This window comes from Anaeromyxobacter sp. Red801 (assembly GCF_049201065.2).
In the GTDB taxonomy this organism is placed as follows: Bacteria; Myxococcota; Myxococcia; order Myxococcales; family Anaeromyxobacteraceae; genus Anaeromyxobacter.
This window is the reverse complement of the sequence record NZ_CM181236.1, coordinates 4746139-4762663: the sequence shown is the minus strand read 5'-3', so window position 1 is coordinate 4762663 and position 16525 is coordinate 4746139. Positions and strand designations below refer to the sequence as shown.

Genomic DNA, 16525 nt, shown 5'->3' with positions numbered 1-16525 from the left:
CGCCCGTGCTAGCCTGCCGCACCGTCCCGTGAATTTCCCACCCGGACGCCCCGTCCCTCCGATGGAAGCCGACGACCACGCGCTGGTCACGAGAGCCAAGGCCGGTGACGCCAACGCGTTCCGCGCGCTCGTCGTCCGCTACCAGAGGAAGGTCTACGCCGTGGCGCTGGGCATCGTGAAAGATCCGGACCTGGCCTGGGATGTCGCCCAGGAGGCGTTCGTCCGCGTCCACGGCCACCTCGGCGACTTCAAGGGCGATTCGGCCTTCTCGACCTGGGTGTTCCGCATCACCACCCACCTCTCCATCGCGCGGTGAGGCGGGAGCGGCACTCGCAGCGGCAGGACATGGACGACGTGCAGGAGGCGGAGCTGGAGGAGGGCGGCGAGGGCATCCTCTCGACCGCGCTCGGCAACGACCCGCGGCAGAACGCGCTCCGGCGCGAGCTGGCCGGCAAGATCCAGGAGGCGCTGGCGACCCTCCCGGAGAAGCACCGCACGATCCTGGTACTGCGCGAGGTCGAGGGGTTGTCGTACGAAGAGCTGGCGGAGCGGCTCGAGATCCACAAGGGCACGGTGATGAGCCGGCTGTTCCACGCGCGGAAGAAGATGCAGGCCGCGCTCCGCGAGTACGCGGGGCTCGCCGCGGCGGACGGGCCGGAGGGCGGAGAGGACGGGCAGGGCGATGGTTAGGGCCAAGAGCGACTGCGTCCGGTACGCGCCGATGATCGGCGCCCGCGAGGGCGAGCTCTCCACCGAGGAGGCGCGCGCGCTCGCGGCGCACCTCGAGGCCTGCGACGCCTGCGGGGCCCGCGCGCTCGACCTGGCCGCCACCGAGGGGCTCGTCTCCGAGGCCCTGCTCGCCCGCGCCGCCGAGCGCGACTTCGCGCCGTTCGTGGACCAGGTGATGGCGCGCATCGGGCACGAGGCGCCCGCCCCCCGCGGCGTCCTGTCCTGGCTGCGCCGCCACTGGCGCGGCACCGCCGCAGCGCTGACCCCGGCGGTGGCGGCGGTGGCCGTGTTCCTGTACGTTCGCTGGGAAGGCAGCCAGCCGGGCGAGATGGCGCTCCTCGAGTTCTCCAGCGAGGGCAACGTCTCGACCGTCATCCAGACGTCCGACGGGCCGGTGGTGCTGCTCGACGACGACGACGAGGGATCCGGCTCCTGAGCCGCCCGGAGAGGTCATGACCCGCCGCTCGTTCCTCCTCGCCCTGCTCGCCCTGGTCACCCTCGCCCCCGCCGTCTCCCGGGCCGACGTGCCCGTGCACGTCCGGCTCATCAAGGGCTCGCGCAAGGGGCCGCCGCACATCGACCCGCGCCTCGCCAACCTCAAGCGGCAGCTCTCGCCGCTCGCGTACGTGCGCTGGGAGCAGACCTCCGAGCAGGAGGTCTCGCTCACCCGCGGCAAGACCGAGTTCGTGAGCCTGCCCGACGGCGATCACGTGGGCGTCACGCTGCAGGAGCAGCGCGGCAACACCGTGACGCTCGAGGTCGCGCTCGCCTCGCGCAACACCCAGTCCCGGCTCACCGTCGAGCGCGGCCAGCGCATCGTGCACCAGGTGACCGGCGAGAAGAGCGGCGCCGCGTTCTTCCTGACGGTGATCGCGGGGCCGTAGGCCCCCTCGACTCCGCGCCGCTTCGCGGCGCTACGCTCGGGGTGAGCGGGGGCGTCGTCCCGCTCATGGTTCGTCCCTCGACTCCGCGCCGCTTCCGCGGCGCTACGCTCGGGATGAGCGGGATGACCTCCGCTCACCATGAGCGGCTTCCGAGAACCGCTCACCCTGAGCCTGTCGAAGGGTGAGCGATCGAGTCCGCTCATCCCGAGCGTAGCGCGGCCCGTGGGCCGCGCGGAGTCGAGGGACCCTACTTGTACGAATACTGATAGTGATACGCGCTGCGCCGGCCCAGGCCGCGGTCGAGGCGCACGTCGTTCATCACGATCCCGTGGATGCGGGCGCCGCTGCGGGTGAGCGCGCGCAGGCCGGCCTGGATCTCGCGGATCGGGTGCTTGCCGGCCTTCACCACGAACAGGTTCACGCCCGCCTGGCGCGCGATGAGCGCGGCGTCGGCGACCGCCAGGATGGGCGGGGTGTCCACCACCACCACGTCCCACTGCGCCGACAGCTCCTCGAGCAGGCGCTGGAAGCGCTCCGAGCCGAGCAGCTCGGCCGGGTTGGGCGGGATGGTGCCGGTGGTGAGCAGGCCGATCTTCTCGTGCGTGGTCTCGCGCAGCGCGCTCGCGAGCGTGTGCTGCCCGCTCAGCACGTCGCTGACCCCGGGGGCGCGCTCGCCGCCCAGGAACCGGTGCAGGTGGCCGCGCCGGAGGTCGGCGTCCACCACCGCGACGCGCTTCCCGGCCTCGGCGAGCAGGTACGCGAGGTTCGCGGTGACGAAGGACTTGCCGATGCCCGGGGCCGGGCCGCCCACCGTGACCACGTTGGACGAGGCCTCGAGGAGCGCGAACTGCACGCTGGTGCGCAGGCTGCGGAGCGCCTCGACCGCGAGGTCGTTCGGATCGCACCGGGCGAGCACCGGGTACGCCCCGCCCCGGCCCGCGGCGCGGTTGGCCGCGACCTCGACGGTGCTGTGCGGCACCGACGCGTGCACGCCCACCCCGGTGGCCCGCTCCAGCGCGTCCGGATCCTCGACGCCCTGGTCGAGCGCCCGGCGCACGAACGCGAGCGCCACCCCGCCGGCGAGGCCGAGCAGGAGCGCCAGCGCCACCACCGCGCCGCGCTTCGGCGCCACCGGCTTCAGCGGCACGAGCGCGGCGTCGAGGATGCGCACGTTGCCGACCGTGCCCTCCTTCACGACCTTCAGCTCCTGCGCCTTGTTGAGGAGCGTCAGGTAGAGCTCGTTCGCGACCTTCACGTCGCGCAGGCGCCGGGCCGACTCCAGCTCCGCCTCCGGCAGCTTGCGCATGCGCGCCTCGAGGTTCCGCCGCTCCTCCTCCAGCCGGCCCATCTTCTGGCGGGCGGCGATGAGGAGCGGGTGGTCCTCGGTGAAGCGCTGGCGCAGGGAGGCGATCTCGAGCTGCAGCTCGGAAGCGGCCTTCTCGATGTCCACCGCGCGGGTGAGCGCGGCCTGCGTCTCCATGGAGACGTCCACGCTGCCCTTCGCCGACCGGTAGGTCTCGAGGTCGCGCTCGGCCACGTCGAGCTTGCCGCGCAGCTCGGGGAGCTGCGTCTCCAGGAACTCGAGCGTCTTCTCGGCCTCGGCGCTCTTCCGCTCCACGTTCTGGCGCAGGTAGGCGCTGGAGAGCGCGTCGAGGATGGCGGCGGCGCGGGCCGGGTCCTCGTCCTCGAGCGCGAGCTGGAGGACGCCGGTCTTCTTGCCCTTCTCCGAGATGCGCAGGTCCTCCTGCAGCGCGGCGATGGCCGCGTCGCGCGGCTGGTGCGAGACCCGGAACTGCGTGCCCGGGCGCGCCACCAGCTCCGCCACGAACACCTCGGTGCGCCGGCCCGAGGCGGCCGCGCCCACCGCGCCCTCCAGCAGCGGCTCGCCGTCCGGATCGAGCAGCGCGAAGCGCCCGCCCTCGCGGGCCTCCAGCGTGAGCGGCTCGCCCTCGAGGTCCTCCGGGACCGAGAGCCGGCCGATGGTGAGCTTCTCGCCGCCCCAGCCGAAGCGCCCGAAGCCGGGCAGGGCCGAGGCCGGCGCGCCGTCCTTGTGGCGGCGCGCCAGGAACCGGCCGACCACCGGGAACCGCCGCGGCTCCGCGGTGATCTCGAGCTTGAGCGTATCCACCACCGACCCGACCAGCGAGCGCGAGCGGAGGATCTCCATCTCGGTCTCGGCCGGCGAGGCCTCGCTGAACAGCGCCGAGAGATCGCCCAGCGCCCCGGTGCCGCCCTTCTTGTCCTCCACCTGCACGAGCGCGTCGGAGCGGTACACCGGCGTGGCGAGCAGCGCGTAGGAGACGCCGAGCACCAGCGCCACCGCGGCCGCGCCGGCGATGAGCCAGCGCCCCTGCACCAGCACGTCGAGGTACTCGGAGAGGCTCACCTCGTCGCCGTCGCCGCCGTCGTAGGCCGGCTCGGGCGGCGGCGCGCCGCGCCGCTCCGCGACCATCTCCAGGGCGGGGCCTCCGGGCTTCGGGGTCATCAGTACACTCCCGTCCGGTTGCCGACGTCCACCGTCTGCCAGATGCCCTGCACGGTGGGGAGGATCTGCGTCATGACGCGGTTCCAGTCGGTGAGCTTGTACTGCGAGACGAACACCACGTCGTACGGCTCGAGCTGGAACTGCACCGCCAGCAGGAGCGCGTCGGCGCTGGAGGCGTCGAGCTTGAACACGCGCGGCGCCTCGTAGCGGCCGCGGAGCACGTAGACCTCGCCCGGGTTCGAGGTGAGCGGGTCGAAGCCCTCCGAGTCGCCGATGGCCTCGGCGAGGCTCATGCGCCCCTTCGCCATCAGCTTCGACGAGGGCTTCCGCACCTCGCCCAGCACGAAGACCTTGTTCTGCTCGCGGCTCGGGACGTTGAGGATGTCGCCGTCCTGGAGCAGCCAGTTCTGCGAGACGTCGCCCTCCTCGTAGAGCGCCTGGAGGTCGAGCGCGTAGGTCTTGCCGGCGCGGGTGAGCGTGACGGAGCGGGTCCAGGCGTTCGCGGTGAGCCCCTTCGCCGAGGCGATGGCGTCCTGCACGCGCACCGGCACGTCGGTGACCGGGAGCGTGGAGGGCTGCACCACCTCGCCGGTGACCTGGAAGCGCTTGCCGCGGAACGCGGCCACGCGCACGTCGAGCTGCGGGTTCGCCACGTACTTGCGGAGCCGCTCGGTGAGGAGCGCGCGGATCTCCGGCAGCGTCTTCCCCGCCACCTCGACCACCCCGACGTGCGGGTAGAACATGGTGCCGTCGGCGTTGACCGGGTTGCCGGTCTGCTCCGGCGGGCGGTACTCGCCGGCCGGGATGGTCAGCTCCGGGTGATCCCACACGATGATGGAGAGGACGTCGTACGGCGCCACCCGGTACTGGTAGCCGGCGAGCGTCTCGGCGAGCGGGTCCGCGGCGCGGGCGCCGGCCGCGCGGGCGCGGGCGCCCGCCTGCTCCACCAGCAGCGCCGGCGTGATGGGCAGGACCTTCACGTCCTTGCCGTCCTCGCCGCGCCCCTCGAGCGCGGACTCCTTCATGTGCAGGCCCGGGGAGATCGTGGAGCAGCCGGACAGCGCGAGGGCGAACAGGAGGACGCTGCGTCTCACGAGACCTTCCACACCTTCTCCTCGAAGTCGTCGAGCCCGCGCTCGATGAGCGCGAGCGCGCGCTCGAACGCCGGGCGGCCCTGGCGGTAGGGGTCCGGGACGTCGAACCCGCCGAACCGGCCCAGGCGCTGCACGCGCCCGCGCGCGCCCGGGGCGATGGCCTCCACCTCGCGCCGGTGGCCTTCCTCCATCACCAGCACCAGATCGAAGCCGGTGATGAGCGCCGGGGTGAGCTGCCGCGCCCGGTGCGCCGACAGGTCGATGCCGCGCGCCGCCAGCAGCTCGCGGGCGCTCTCGTCGGCCGGGCGGCCCACCAGCGCCGCCACGCCCGCGGACTCCACGCGCGCGCCGGCCCGTCCCTCGAACCGCGCCCGCAGAAGGGCCTCGGCCATCGGGCTGCGGCAGATGTTGCCGACGCAAACCATGAGTACGCGGTCGAGCATGGGCCAAGTCGCGGGAAGGCGTAGTGAATACCGCGATCCACCCCGGCCCGTCGAGGGCGCGTCCGCCCCACACGCGCGGGGGGAGCGTCGCGGACGGTGCGTCCTAGCACCTTTGGTGGAGGCGCGTCACTACGCGCTCGCGGCCCTCGGCGCGGGCAGCACGTCCGGGGACGCCGGCGCGTTGACCGGGCGGCCAGCCGGCGCCGGCACCGCCGCGACCGGCTGCTTGAACTCCGGGACGATCTCGGCGAAGCGCTTCCGGACCTCGGCCGGATGGTCCACCGAGGCGGCCAGGTCGTGCAGCTGCCGCTGCACCTGCTCCCACGCGTGCGGCCGGAAGCGGCCCACGAAGATCTTCGGGTGGCCCGTCTTGTCGGCGCTCTCCGAGTCCACCGACAGCTCCTCGAACAGCTTCTCGCCCGGCCGCATGCCGGTGAAGACGATCTCGACGTCCTCACCCGGCGTCAGGCCGGAGAGCGTGATCAGCTCGCGGGCCAGGTCGGCGATCTTCACCGGCTCGCCCATGTCGAGGATGAAGATCTCGCCGCCGTTCCCCATGGCCCCCGCCTCGAGCACGAGCTGGCTCGCCTCGGGGATGGTCATGAAGTAGCGGGTCATCTCCGGGTGCGTGACCGTGACCGGCCCGCCGGCCGCGATCTGCTCCTTGAAGATGGGCACCACGCTCCCGGCCGAGCCCAGCACGTTGCCGAAGCGGACCGTGACGAAGCGGGTCTTCGAGCGCTGCGAGAGCGCCTGCACGTAGATCTCCGCCACGCGCTTGGAGGCGCCCATCACCGACGTCGGGTTGACCGCCTTGTCGGTGGAGATCATCACGAACCGCTCCACGCCGTAGCGGTCCGCCACGTCGGCGAGCGTCTTCGTGCCGAAGACGTTGTTCTTCACCGCCTCGCCGGGGTTCCACTCCATCATCGGCACGTGCTTGTGCGCCGCGGCGTGGAACACGATGGCCGGCTTGCGGCGCTCGAACACCTCGGCCATGCGCGCCGAATCGCTCACGTCGCCGATGCAGGGAACCAGCTCGACGCCCGGGAAGCGGGCGAGCAGCTCACGATGGATGTGGAAGAGGTTGTTCTCGGCGCGCTCGACCAGGACCAGGGCCGCCGGGGCGAAGCGGCACACCTGGCGGCAGATCTCGGAGCCGATGGAACCGCCCGCGCCCGAGACCAGCACCACCCGGCCGGCGATCGTCCCCGAGATGGCGGCCATGTCGAGCTTCACCGGATCCCGACCGAGCAGGTCCTCGATGGCGACGTCGCGGAGCTGGCTCACGGACACGTGGCCGTCGATGAGCTGATCCACGCCCGGCATGGTCTTGAACCGGACGCCGGCCTGCTTGCAGAGGTCCACCAGGCGCCGCATCTGCGCGCCGGTGGCCGAGGGCACCGCGATGATGGCCTCGTCCACGCGGAGGTCGCGCGCGACCTCGGGGATCTCCTCGGTGGTGCCGACCACGCGCACGCCGTGGATCTGCTCGCCGCGCTTGGCGGGGTCGTCGTCCACCAGCCCCACCGGCTCGTACCGGGAGGCGTGGCGCTTGTGAATCTCGCGGAGGATCATCTCGCCCGCGTCGCCGGCGCCGATGACGAGCACGCGCAGGCGGGTGAGCCCCGGCTCGGCGACCACGTAGCGGCGGGCGTAGAGGTAGCGGGCCAGGAAGCGCGTGCCGCCCACCACGAGGACGGCGGTGAGCCACTCGATCGCGACGACCGAGCGCGAGAAGCCGCGGAACCCGAGGTGCAGGAAGGTCAGGTAGGCCACGCTGGAGAGGCTGGTCCAGCGGATGATGCCGGCGAGGTCGCGGGCGCCGGTGTAGCGCCAGAGCCCGCGGAACAGGCCGCCCAGGTAGAACGCGGCCAGCCGGAAGATGAGCAGGAACGGCAGCGAGACGGCGAGGACCGCGGCGTGCTCCGGCCGGATGCGGAACTCGAACCGGAGCGCGTACGCGCCCAGCAGCGACGCCGTCCACAGCGCGACGTGGACCGAGATCATGACCGCGCGACGCACGCCGACGTCCGCGGCGACTGGCAACCCCCGAAGTTTCACGATGAGCGTCCGATACCAGATAGCCTTCGTTCACACCATACCGGCGGTGCAGGACACGCGCGGTGCCAGGGCTACAGGTGAAGTGGAACGCCGCACAGTCAGTCTGTGACCAGAGCGGGCGAGCAGCCGCCTCGCAGGGTGAGGAACCCTGCGAGGCGCGCGCCGATGTCGCGGATCAGCGCCTCAATTGCGGACGCTGCGTACGACGTTCACGATGCGATTGAGGTCCGCATCACCCAGGCTCGAGCCGCTGGGCAGGCAGAGCCCGCGCTCGAAGAGCTCCGCCGCCACCGAGCCGCCACGCGTCCGGCACGCGGAGTAGAACGGCTGGAGGTGCATCGGCTTCCAGACGGGCCGAGCCTCGATGTCCTCCGCCTCGAGCTTGCGGCGCACGTCCTCGCAGGTGGCGCCAAACGCCCCGGGATCGATGGTCACGCAGGTGAGCCAGCAGTTCGGGCGCCCTTCCGGCGCCTCGGGCATGAACCCGATACCCGGCAGATCGCCCAGCGCACGCCGGTAGGCCGCGTTGAGCTCGCGCCGGCGCGCGACGCGCTGGTCGAGCACGCGGAGCTGCCCGCGGCCCACGGCCGCGAGCAGGTTGCTCATGCGGTAGTTGAAGCCGAGCTGGGAGTGCTGGTAGTGCGGCGCCGCATCGCGGGCCTGCGTGGCGAGGAAGCGGGCCCGATCGATCCACTCCTTGCGATCCGAGAGCAGCATCCCGCCGCCGCTGGTGGTGATGATCTTGTTGCCGTTGAAGGACAGGATCGAGAGCGCGCCGAAGGACCCCGCCATCCTGCCGCGGTAGCTCGAGCCGAGCGCCTCGGCCGAGTCCTCGACGAGCGGCACCTCGTACCGGGCGCACGCGGCCGCGATGCGCTCGTAATCCGCGCACTGGCCGTAGAGGTCCACCGCGATGACCGCCTTCGGCAGCTTGCCGCGCCGGGCGCAGGCGTCCAGCTCCTCCTCCAGCAGGACCGGGTCCATGTTCCAGGTGGCGCGCTCGGCGTCGATGAGCACCGGCGTGGCGCCCTGGTAGACGATCGGATTGACCGTGGCGGAGAAGGTCAGGGAAGAGGCGATGACCTCGTCCCCGGGGCCGACGCCCAGGATGCGAAGCGCCAGATGGATGGCGGCGGTCCCGGAGGAGAGCGCTGCCGCGTGCGCGACGCCCACCTTCGCGGCCATCTCCCGCTCGAACGCATCCACGTGAGGGCCGAGCGGCGCGATCCAGTTGGAATCGAACGCCTCGAGCAGGAGCTTGCGCTCGTCGTCGCCCATGTGCGGAGGGGAGAGATAGATGCGAGTCACTTCTCCGTTCCTTTCAGAGGGCGCGCGGGCACGCCTGCGACGGTGAGCCCGTCCGAAACCTCGCGATGAACCACGGCGCCCGCGCCGACGCGGACGTCCGAACCGATGACCACCCCGGGCAGCGCGACCGCGCCCAGCCCGAGGTGCGTGCGCGCGCCGACCCGGACCGCGCCGCCGAGCGCGGCATTGGGAGACAGGTGGGCGTAGGGCCCGACGACGCAGTCGTGCTCGACGACCGCGCCGGTGTTGAGGATGGCGCCCTCGCCCAGGACCGCGTCCGGATTGACGGCGGCCCCGGCCATCACCACGACGCCGGCGCCGAGGCGGGCGGTCCGCGCGACCGCCGCCCTGGGGTGCACGAGCGTGGCGAGCGCGAATCCCGCATCGCGCACCTTGCCGGCGAGGCGCTCGCGGGTCGCGTTGTCACCGATCCCGAGCGCGACGACGCCATCGCGCCACGGGCCCGGCTCGTCGCTGAAGCGCGCCCACGAGAGCACCGGAATGTTCCAGATGGCGGTGCTCTGCTTGGCCGGCGCGTCGTCGATGAACGCGACCACGGCGAGCCCGGCGGAGAGCGCGATGTCCGCGACGACCTTCCCGTGCCCCCCGGCGCCGAGGACGACGATGGTCTCACTCACGGGACGACTCCCCGGTCCGAACGGCGCTTCCCATGAACTCCGGCATGGTGACGTGACCCTGCTGTGCGATCCCATCGCGCCTCACGACCTTGAGCGCGGTGCGCGCGAGGATGCGGAGATCCAGCCAGAAGCTCCAGTTGTCCACGTACCAGACGTCGAGCGCGAACTTCTCCTCCCAGGAGATCGCGTTCCGCCCGTTCACCTGGGCCCAGCCCGTGATGCCCGGCTTCACCTCGTGCCGACGCGCCTGCTCCGGCGTGTAGCGGTCCAGGTACTGCACGAGCAGCGGTCGCGGCCCCACCAGGCTCATGTCGCCGCGGAGGACGTTCCAGATCTGAGGCAGCTCGTCCAGGCTGGTAGCGCGAAGGAAGCGGCCGACGCGGGTCAGGCGCGCCTCGTCCGGCAGCGGCCTGCCGTGCGCGTCGAGCGCATTGCGCATGGTTCGGAACTTGAGGACCTGAAAGCGCCTGCCCCGAAGGCCGGGGCGCTCCTGGCGGAAGAGAACGGGCGCCCCCATGGTCCAGCGAACCATCACGGCCAACACCGCGACCAGCGGGGCGCACACCGCAAGGAACGCGGCGCTCGTCACGACGTCAACTACTCGCTTGCAGCCGCGCATGCCCATATCGCCAACCCCTCAGACCGCACCGGGGCGGACGTGCCAGATCCGGCCTCACCGGCGGCCTGCTCCAGCACCGTTCGCAACTGCTGCGCAAGTCGGTCTCGACTGAACGGGCCCGACGCAAGCCGAACCGCGCTCCTACTCGCAGCCTCAATGGCCGCGCGGTCACGCGCGAATGCCACCAGCATCGCAGCGGCTTCCCCGGCCTCCCGGGGCAGCACCAACCCCGCTCCGGTCTCTCGAAGGAGGTCGGCCTGCCAGCCGCCGTAATTAATTGCTACCGGTCGCCCGGCCGCCAGTCCGTCGAAGAATTTGTTAGCAGAATTGTTCTGCATCTCCGGCACATCGATAAACAGAGATGTCGCGATCGTGGTCGCCTGCATGAGTGCTGGCACGAGCCGCTTCGGCACCGGCTCCATAATCCACAAGTTCCGCCCCAGAACGCCTGACGCTGCGGCCTCGCTGGCGACTCTTTCGCGCATTGCACCGTCGCCGACCAGGAGAAAACGAACGCCGGGATCTTGCTCGAGAGCCTGCGCCGCGACGCGCACGAGGTACTCGACACCGTTAATTGCACCGAAGGTGCCGGCGTATGTGACCACCGGCCCGCCATTCGGAAAGGGAAGCACCAGAGCATCTTCCGATTCGGGCACCGCGCGAAACAGCTCCACATCGCAGCTGTTCGGGACTACCGCAATGCGTTCTTCAGGGTATCCGGTGCGCCGTACGCCATCCCTCATTCCAGGAGACAGCGCAACGATGCGACTAGACGCCCAGTAAGCTAGCCGCTCAAGTCGTCGCGCTGCCCACCGCATCACCGGGTTAGGCAACGCGCCCATTGCGATAGGCAACTCTGGCCACAAGTCGCGCACCTCGAACACCATCGGGCAACGATGCCAAAGGCGCGCAACGACGCCGGGGATCGCTATCGTAAGCGGCGTACTCGTTGCGAAGACCACCTCCGGACGGTCCACCCGCACGGCCTGCCAGCTTGCAAGGAGCGCAAATTTGAAGAAGGCGAGGATCCGTCGACCGTAACCAGGCGGTTCGAATACGGTACACGGATGACCTTTAGGCTTATGCCGTCGAGCGAGGCCTCCTCCACTCGACCATCGGTATTCGCGTCCGACGGGAAGAAGGCGCTGGACGTAATCAGCGTCACGCGATGACCGGCGGCGACAAATCGCCTCGCCATCTCATATGAACGCGTTCCGCCGGACCCGTTCGGCGGAACGAAATATTGATGCAAGTACAGTATATGCAAAGACGCACCTTGTTACGCTGCAGCCACCAAGATTGTACTCGGCCGGCTAGATTTCGGCACCGCTGCGCCAGGCCTGCCACCATCTGACATGCTCGTTTCCACCCAATGCGGCGACCGCCTCATGCCACGGGGGTGTGGGCGCACTACCACCGTCAAGAACGCTCATGATGCATGCCGACATGTACGCAACGAAGGTTTCCGCAGCCAACGAGTCATGCACGCGTCGCAGTCCCGGCCCGTTGGCTACGCCGTCCAATTCACAAGCGGCCGCGATTGCACGGGCGAGACTCGGGCCACTCCCTCTTTTTGCGACAAACCCAGTAACGCCGGGAACCACGATCTCGGCAGCGCCGACTGCGTCACTCACCACTACGGGGATACCTGCCGCGTAGGCTTCATTTACGACATATCCCCACCCCTCCCGTCGTGGGGTCGGCAGGACGAGGACCGATGCACGGCGAATAAGCGAAGGCACCCGATCTGAAGGAACGGCGCCGTGCATAACAACCTCGACGCCCGCCGATCGCAGCGTGCTCATGAATTCCAGATCGGGCCCGTCACCAATAACGTGCAACTGCGTCTGAACGTTCCGCGTCGCCAACAGTTCAAGCGCCGATGCCAAGATTCGAAGGCCTTTGATCGGTATCAGTCGTCCGCAGTACACAAGCGCGTGCCGGCTCCGCTCCCTCGTTGGCGCCTCCGCTTCCATTGCTGCCGCAAAGGGCCCTGGGTAAACTGCGGGAAAGATCCTTCGCCGCGCAACGCCGAGCCTAGCCAGATCGCGCGCGGCGCCGCACGAGAGGGCGAAGGCTCCGGCGGCACCTCTCAGCGCCCTCGCATAGAGGGCATCGCGCACGAACCGACGCGGGCTCCACGCCGAGCGGGGCTGAAGGCTCTCCGCCCACACGAAGAATGGGACGTGCGCATGCGCGCACAGCTTCATCACGTGGCGCGAGACCCCAGGACCAAAACTATAGACCAGGTGAAACTGTGAATCCTCCGCAAGGATACGGGCGCGAAGCTCATCGAGCGACCGTTCACCTTGTGGCAGCACGATGTGCCCAAGGTCGGCCGCCACGTTCGGTGGAGTACCGAGCTGCTGGCCGGGAGCAAGCCTTCCCGTCGCAAAGTACGCGCGCTGAATCAGCTTCGCTTCCGTGGCCGCCTGAAGAAATGGCGCGAGATGCCGGTTTGGCGCGGGCGCCCAAAACGCGCCTCTCGCGTGCGCTTGTGCTTGCGCCAACGCACGCGACGCGCTGCTCTCCCCAGTCAACACCTAAGCAGCCTCGCGTTCAGCCCACTCCGAGGCAGCGAGCGCCGCACGCCGACTTTCGACAGACGCACCCAGCCGACCGCCGAGGACGGCATACGCTAGACCTCCATCCCTGACGATGTCGATCCGACGCGCCACCCTTGCGCCTAGCGCGCGCAGTCGCCCATAACGGGGGTGTTCCTCCGCATTCAGTGCCGCAAAGATCCGCGCCTGTTCGGCTTGTCGAACTTCTTCCAACGTGCTCGTCTTCGAGCTTCCGTGCAGCCTGAATGCGCCAAGACACCCCGAAACACGCGCAAATCGTGCTCCGCGTCGCGCCATCTTAACAAGCAGCTCCAGGTCCATGCAGAACCGCAGCGACACGTCCAAGGGGAATATGCCCGGATTGAGCTCCCGGCGCCAGAACAGAGCCTGCTGGTTGATGTCCATGCCGAGGGCGACCGTAGAGTTCAGGGAGAATCGGCCGTGGCGATTTTCCCTCATGAAGCGACCGCTCTCGTCCACAGTGACAGCATTCCCGTAGACAACATCGGGACGATCCGGCTTTGCGAATCGCGCTATTACGGTGCGCAAAGCGCCGGGAAGGTAGTAATCGTCCGAGTTAATCCATCCGACGATATCCCCGCTGGCGCGAGCCATGCCTTGATTTAGGGCATCCGTCTGCCCACGATCCGGACGCGATTGCCAGTAGCCCAGGCGCGCCTCGTATCGCGCAAGAATGTTTGTCGTCCCATCCGTACTGCCGCCATCAACTACGATGTGTTCCGCCGAAACGCCTTGCTCAACAACGGATCTCAGCGTCTGTTCGATGAACCGTGCCTGATTGAAGGATGGGGTAACGATAGTTACGGACGTCACGTTGCGCGTCTCCACCTGGCATGAACAACGTCGCCGGGTACTCGTGCTGAGGCTTCGCGGGCAAAGTGCCCTGCGCCCAAGGCGAGACCCGATAGAGCCCAGAACATTGGCTCATGAAGGATTCCGGATGCTGACCATACCGCCAACTGAACCGTTAAGAGGGCGCTCGCCAGCGCGGCCGCCGCGGACGAGTCTGCGTCTCGCACGCGAGCCAGAGCGACACTCCGCTTCCACGCACGCAGAATCCAAAGCACCCATACCACTGGAAGAAGAAGGCCCGCGAATCCGAACATCACAAGGAAAATTAGCACGCCATTATGGATCATTTCTCCAAGCCATGCGTGTCCCGCAAATCCCCATCCCAAGGGACGCTCCTCTAGCGCGGAGAGGACGCGAGGCAGCGAGCTGAACCTGCCTGACGATTGCTCGACCGAAAGGTCGGCAAGGCGCCCGCCGATCATCTCCCCAACACCGGGCAGAGCACTCATGATTGCGGCGGCGGCCGTTATCGCCACAACCATGGCTGCAACCCGTGTAGCGCTCGCCAAGAGCGCGGCGCGTGCCGCCGCCAGGCAGAGGACAGCTCCACAAACCAGCACCGCCGTAAGTGACTGGTTGGCTGCGAATCCGGCACCGGTTAAGGCCAGACCAACAGTGCCCCAACGAGTGTACTTGCCTCCCCGCTCCAACACTGCCAACGAGATCGCAGTCCCATAGCCGAGGAACATTCCGAAGTTGGTAGGCTCGACAAAGAATGACGACGCGCGCGACACGTAGACCCAGCTCGCGTCCGAAAAGGCGCCGGCCTGCACGCCCCCGGTCTCTTCAGCAAGGCTGGGATTCGTCACGGTCAGGAAGGCGTATGGCCATCCGTTCCGCCGTGCGAACACTTGATAAACACCGTAAACAATTACCAACACATAGCAGAGCCCTAACGCTGGGATCAGTCGATCGAAGCTTTTCCACGAGAAGCGCACCGACGCTGCGGCCGTCATCGTCAAAAACGCAAAGCCAAATAGCAGACCGTGCCGCAGTGCTCTCCCTGCCCCGTCCTGCGTCGCGGATTGGAGAATGCCTAGCGTCAGTCCGTAGATCCACAGCGGAGCGAACCAGAGCAGCCGGCGTGACGGCGCATTCTTCCGCCGGAGAGCCAACGGGAGGGCAATGCCGACCATGGCAGCCGCGCACAACATGCCACTTGTTACGCCCTGACCTCCAAGGCTGAAGACGGACCATACGTGTGTTGGCGCGAGGCAGACGATCCCGACTATGAGCGACATGCCCGCGTGGTCGCGGGCTTTCGCGCGCAACTTCGGTTGCCCCGGACTGGGATGCTCATTTGTCTGGCCTCCCATCAGGCGCACGCGAGCTCCTCGACGGCACGTCGGCCCTTCATCGCTAGGTATAGATTCGCCACCGCCATTCCGAAGGATGCAGCCACGGCTGCGTCCAGCGGCGCGATGGTTCCGGAGAGGGATATCGCGAAGAGCGCGACGGCGTTGCTGATGGTCTGCAGGAGGTGATGAGCGAAAACCGTATCCGTCCTGCGAAGTCCAATCAGTATGTAGTACCAGGGAACACCCAAGAGGCCGCAGTACGTCCCTACCAACATCGCGCGAAAGGCCGCTGGCAACTCGGGCATGTAGCGTTGTCCTAGCCAGAGCTTGAACGCCGGGATCGCGACGGCCCAGAGGACTAGCCACGCCGGCGCACCAAGGACTAGAACGAGCGCTGTTGACCGCTTTGCCATCCGAGTGCAGGCCGACCACATTTGTTGTCGCGTTCGCGACGCCAGGCGCCCCACTTCTGGCGCGATCGCGCGAAATCCGGATTCCAGCAGGCTGCGAATCTGCATCGCTGCACTGAAAGCGATCTCGTACACCGGGAGTGAGGCCACTCCACTTGAGCGGGCGACGATGAGTCGATTGGACGGATGCAGCAGCAGAACCAGGATCGAGCTGCCGATGATGCCGGCTCCGAACCTGAGGAGGTCGCGGAGGGCCGTCAGGCTGAAGGAGCGTACCCGCAAAATTGACAAGCGGAAGCCACGCACGAGCACGAGAGAGGTTGCGGTATGCACAACGACATAAGAGAAGACGCTGCCAACTAGCATCGCCTCGAGTCGCAGGCCCCCTACGAGCAGGAGTGTCGAAACCAACAGTGCGACGATGCGCCCGACGGCATCGATGGTCGCACTTAGGTCCATCCGGCCCAGGCCCGCGATTGTCGCGGAATGCACTTGAACCACGAAGACGTACACCGAGAGCAGCGCCACGAACGGCACAAGGGCCTGCGCACTTTCGGCGTTCGGCCCGGAAACCTTAAACGCGGCCACGATTGCGTGGCGGACCGAGTACACCACAGCCACGACCAGTAAGCCGAGGCTTGTAACTGCGCAGACCGCCGTCGTTGCGTAGCGCTGGACCCCACCCGTTCGCCCGGCGGCGTGTTCCGCCGCTACGTAGCTCGTGACCGCAGGCCCAATGCCCAAGTTCGTCAGCTGGACGAAGGAGAGGACCGTCGAGAGGACGATCCAAACCCCATAGCGTTCGAACCCGAGGTAATGCAGGTAGATGGGGTATCCCAGGGCCGTCACGGCGAAGTTCGTGGCGGTGCTGGCGGTGGTGACAAGGACGTTTCGTCGAAGTTGACTTGATATTAGTCGTTGGATCAACGCTGGCCTCGGGCGCGACGCATAATTCATCAGAAGATGAGCCCGACGCAACGGCGTCGATGAAGACCAGCCGAGCGACCGAGGTTCTGCTTCTTGCAGTGAGGCGCCTGCCAGCAACCCGCGCGGCTTCCCGACACTTCGCAGGAGCGGCGTTCCCCGCTGCCAGCTGCCCTGGGACGGGTGTCGCCG

14 protein-coding genes and 1 pseudogene are annotated in these 16525 nt (G+C 68.4%); 3 read left to right on the top strand and 12 right to left on the bottom strand.

Annotated features, from left to right (window positions below; genetic code table 11):
• Positions 1-61 precede the first annotated feature (61 nt).
• From ACOQFB_RS21920 to ACOQFB_RS21910, 3 genes and pseudogenes are all read left to right on the top strand, one after another.
• A pseudogene (locus ACOQFB_RS21920) lies at positions 62-690 on the top strand (sigma-70 family RNA polymerase sigma factor).
• Positions 683-1165 (top strand): anti-sigma factor family protein, encoded by a 483-nt coding sequence (locus ACOQFB_RS21915; protein ID WP_059435786.1) that lies wholly within the window; start codon positions 683-685, stop codon positions 1163-1165. Before ACOQFB_RS21920 ends, ACOQFB_RS21915 begins: the two are co-directional and overlap by 8 nt.
• A gap of 16 nt (positions 1166-1181) precedes the next feature.
• Positions 1182-1613: a hypothetical protein gene (locus ACOQFB_RS21910; protein ID WP_059435787.1), complete on the top strand. Its 432-nt coding sequence runs from the start codon at positions 1182-1184 to the stop codon at positions 1611-1613.
• A gap of 247 nt (positions 1614-1860) precedes the next feature.
• Here the strand turns inward: ACOQFB_RS21910 and ACOQFB_RS21905 are convergent, their stop codons facing one another.
• The 12 genes from ACOQFB_RS21905 to ACOQFB_RS21850 form a co-directional block, all read right to left on the bottom strand.
• Positions 1861-4098: a polysaccharide biosynthesis tyrosine autokinase gene (locus tag ACOQFB_RS21905; RefSeq protein ID WP_421609519.1), complete on the bottom strand. Its 2238-nt coding sequence runs from the start codon at positions 4096-4098 to the stop codon at positions 1861-1863.
• Entirely contained in the window at positions 4098-5192 is a 1095-nt protein-coding gene (locus ACOQFB_RS21900; protein WP_421609518.1) for a polysaccharide export protein, read from the bottom strand. The genes ACOQFB_RS21905 and ACOQFB_RS21900 overlap by 1 nt, the downstream gene beginning before the upstream one ends.
• Positions 5189-5635 carry a low molecular weight protein-tyrosine-phosphatase gene (locus tag ACOQFB_RS21895; protein ID WP_059435790.1) on the bottom strand — a complete coding sequence of 149 codons (447 nt, stop codon included), beginning with the start codon at positions 5633-5635 and terminating at the stop codon, positions 5189-5191. Before ACOQFB_RS21895 ends, ACOQFB_RS21900 begins: the two co-directional genes overlap by 4 nt.
• Before the next feature lie 129 nt (positions 5636-5764).
• Positions 5765-7660 carry a polysaccharide biosynthesis protein gene (locus ACOQFB_RS21890; RefSeq protein ID WP_421609517.1) on the bottom strand — a complete coding sequence of 632 codons (1896 nt, stop codon included), beginning with the start codon at positions 7658-7660 and terminating at the stop codon, positions 5765-5767.
• Between the two features lie 222 nt (positions 7661-7882).
• A complete protein-coding gene (locus ACOQFB_RS21885; RefSeq protein ID WP_421609516.1) occupies positions 7883-9007 on the bottom strand; it encodes a DegT/DnrJ/EryC1/StrS family aminotransferase in 1125 nt (374 codons plus the stop codon).
• A complete protein-coding gene (locus tag ACOQFB_RS21880) occupies positions 9004-9645 on the bottom strand; it encodes an acetyltransferase (RefSeq protein WP_421609515.1) in 642 nt (213 codons plus the stop codon). Before ACOQFB_RS21880 ends, ACOQFB_RS21885 begins: the two co-directional genes overlap by 4 nt.
• Complete coding sequence (locus tag ACOQFB_RS21875) at positions 9638-10264, bottom strand: sugar transferase (protein ID WP_421609514.1); 627 nt, start codon at positions 10262-10264, stop codon at positions 9638-9640. Before ACOQFB_RS21875 ends, ACOQFB_RS21880 begins: the two co-directional genes overlap by 8 nt.
• A complete protein-coding gene (locus tag ACOQFB_RS21870) occupies positions 10243-11292 on the bottom strand; it encodes a glycosyltransferase (RefSeq protein ID WP_494492598.1) in 1050 nt (349 codons plus the stop codon). Before ACOQFB_RS21870 ends, ACOQFB_RS21875 begins: the two co-directional genes overlap by 22 nt.
• Positions 11293-11577: 285 nt before the next feature.
• A complete protein-coding gene (locus ACOQFB_RS21865; RefSeq protein WP_494492597.1) occupies positions 11578-12240 on the bottom strand; it encodes a glycosyltransferase in 663 nt (220 codons plus the stop codon).
• Positions 12241-12807: 567 nt separating this feature from the next.
• On the bottom strand, positions 12808-13677 hold the full coding sequence (locus ACOQFB_RS21860; protein WP_421609512.1) for a glycosyltransferase family 2 protein: 870 nt from the start codon (positions 13675-13677) through the stop codon (positions 12808-12810).
• Positions 13659-14837, bottom strand: coding sequence for a hypothetical protein (locus tag ACOQFB_RS21855; RefSeq protein ID WP_421609511.1), 1179 nt, complete (start codon positions 14835-14837; stop codon positions 13659-13661). The genes ACOQFB_RS21860 and ACOQFB_RS21855 overlap by 19 nt, the downstream gene beginning before the upstream one ends.
• 179 nt (positions 14838-15016) lie before the next feature.
• Entirely contained in the window at positions 15017-16258 is a 1242-nt protein-coding gene (locus tag ACOQFB_RS21850; protein WP_421609510.1) for a lipopolysaccharide biosynthesis protein, read from the bottom strand.
• Positions 16259-16525 lie beyond the last annotated feature (267 nt).

Excerpts from the sequence above, each read along its gene's own strand:
- ACOQFB_RS21875 (WP_421609514.1), bottom strand. The coding sequence starts at position 10,264 with ATGCGCGGCTGCAAGCGAGTAGTTGACGTCGTGACGAGCGCCGCGTTC.
- ACOQFB_RS21865 (WP_494492597.1), bottom strand. The coding sequence starts at position 12,240 with ATGGAAGCGGAGGCGCCAACGAGGGAGCGGAGCCGGCACGCGCTTGTG.
- ACOQFB_RS21915 (WP_059435786.1), top strand. The coding sequence starts at position 683 with ATGGTTAGGGCCAAGAGCGACTGCGTCCGGTACGCGCCGATGATCGGC.
- ACOQFB_RS21855 (WP_421609511.1), bottom strand. The coding sequence starts at position 14,837 with ATGGTCGGCATTGCCCTCCCGTTGGCTCTCCGGCGGAAGAATGCGCCG.
- ACOQFB_RS21910 (WP_059435787.1), top strand. The coding sequence starts at position 1,182 with ATGACCCGCCGCTCGTTCCTCCTCGCCCTGCTCGCCCTGGTCACCCTC.
- ACOQFB_RS21895 (WP_059435790.1), bottom strand. The coding sequence starts at position 5,635 with ATGCTCGACCGCGTACTCATGGTTTGCGTCGGCAACATCTGCCGCAGC.
- ACOQFB_RS21905 (WP_421609519.1), bottom strand. The coding sequence starts at position 4,098 with ATGACCCCGAAGCCCGGAGGCCCCGCCCTGGAGATGGTCGCGGAGCGG.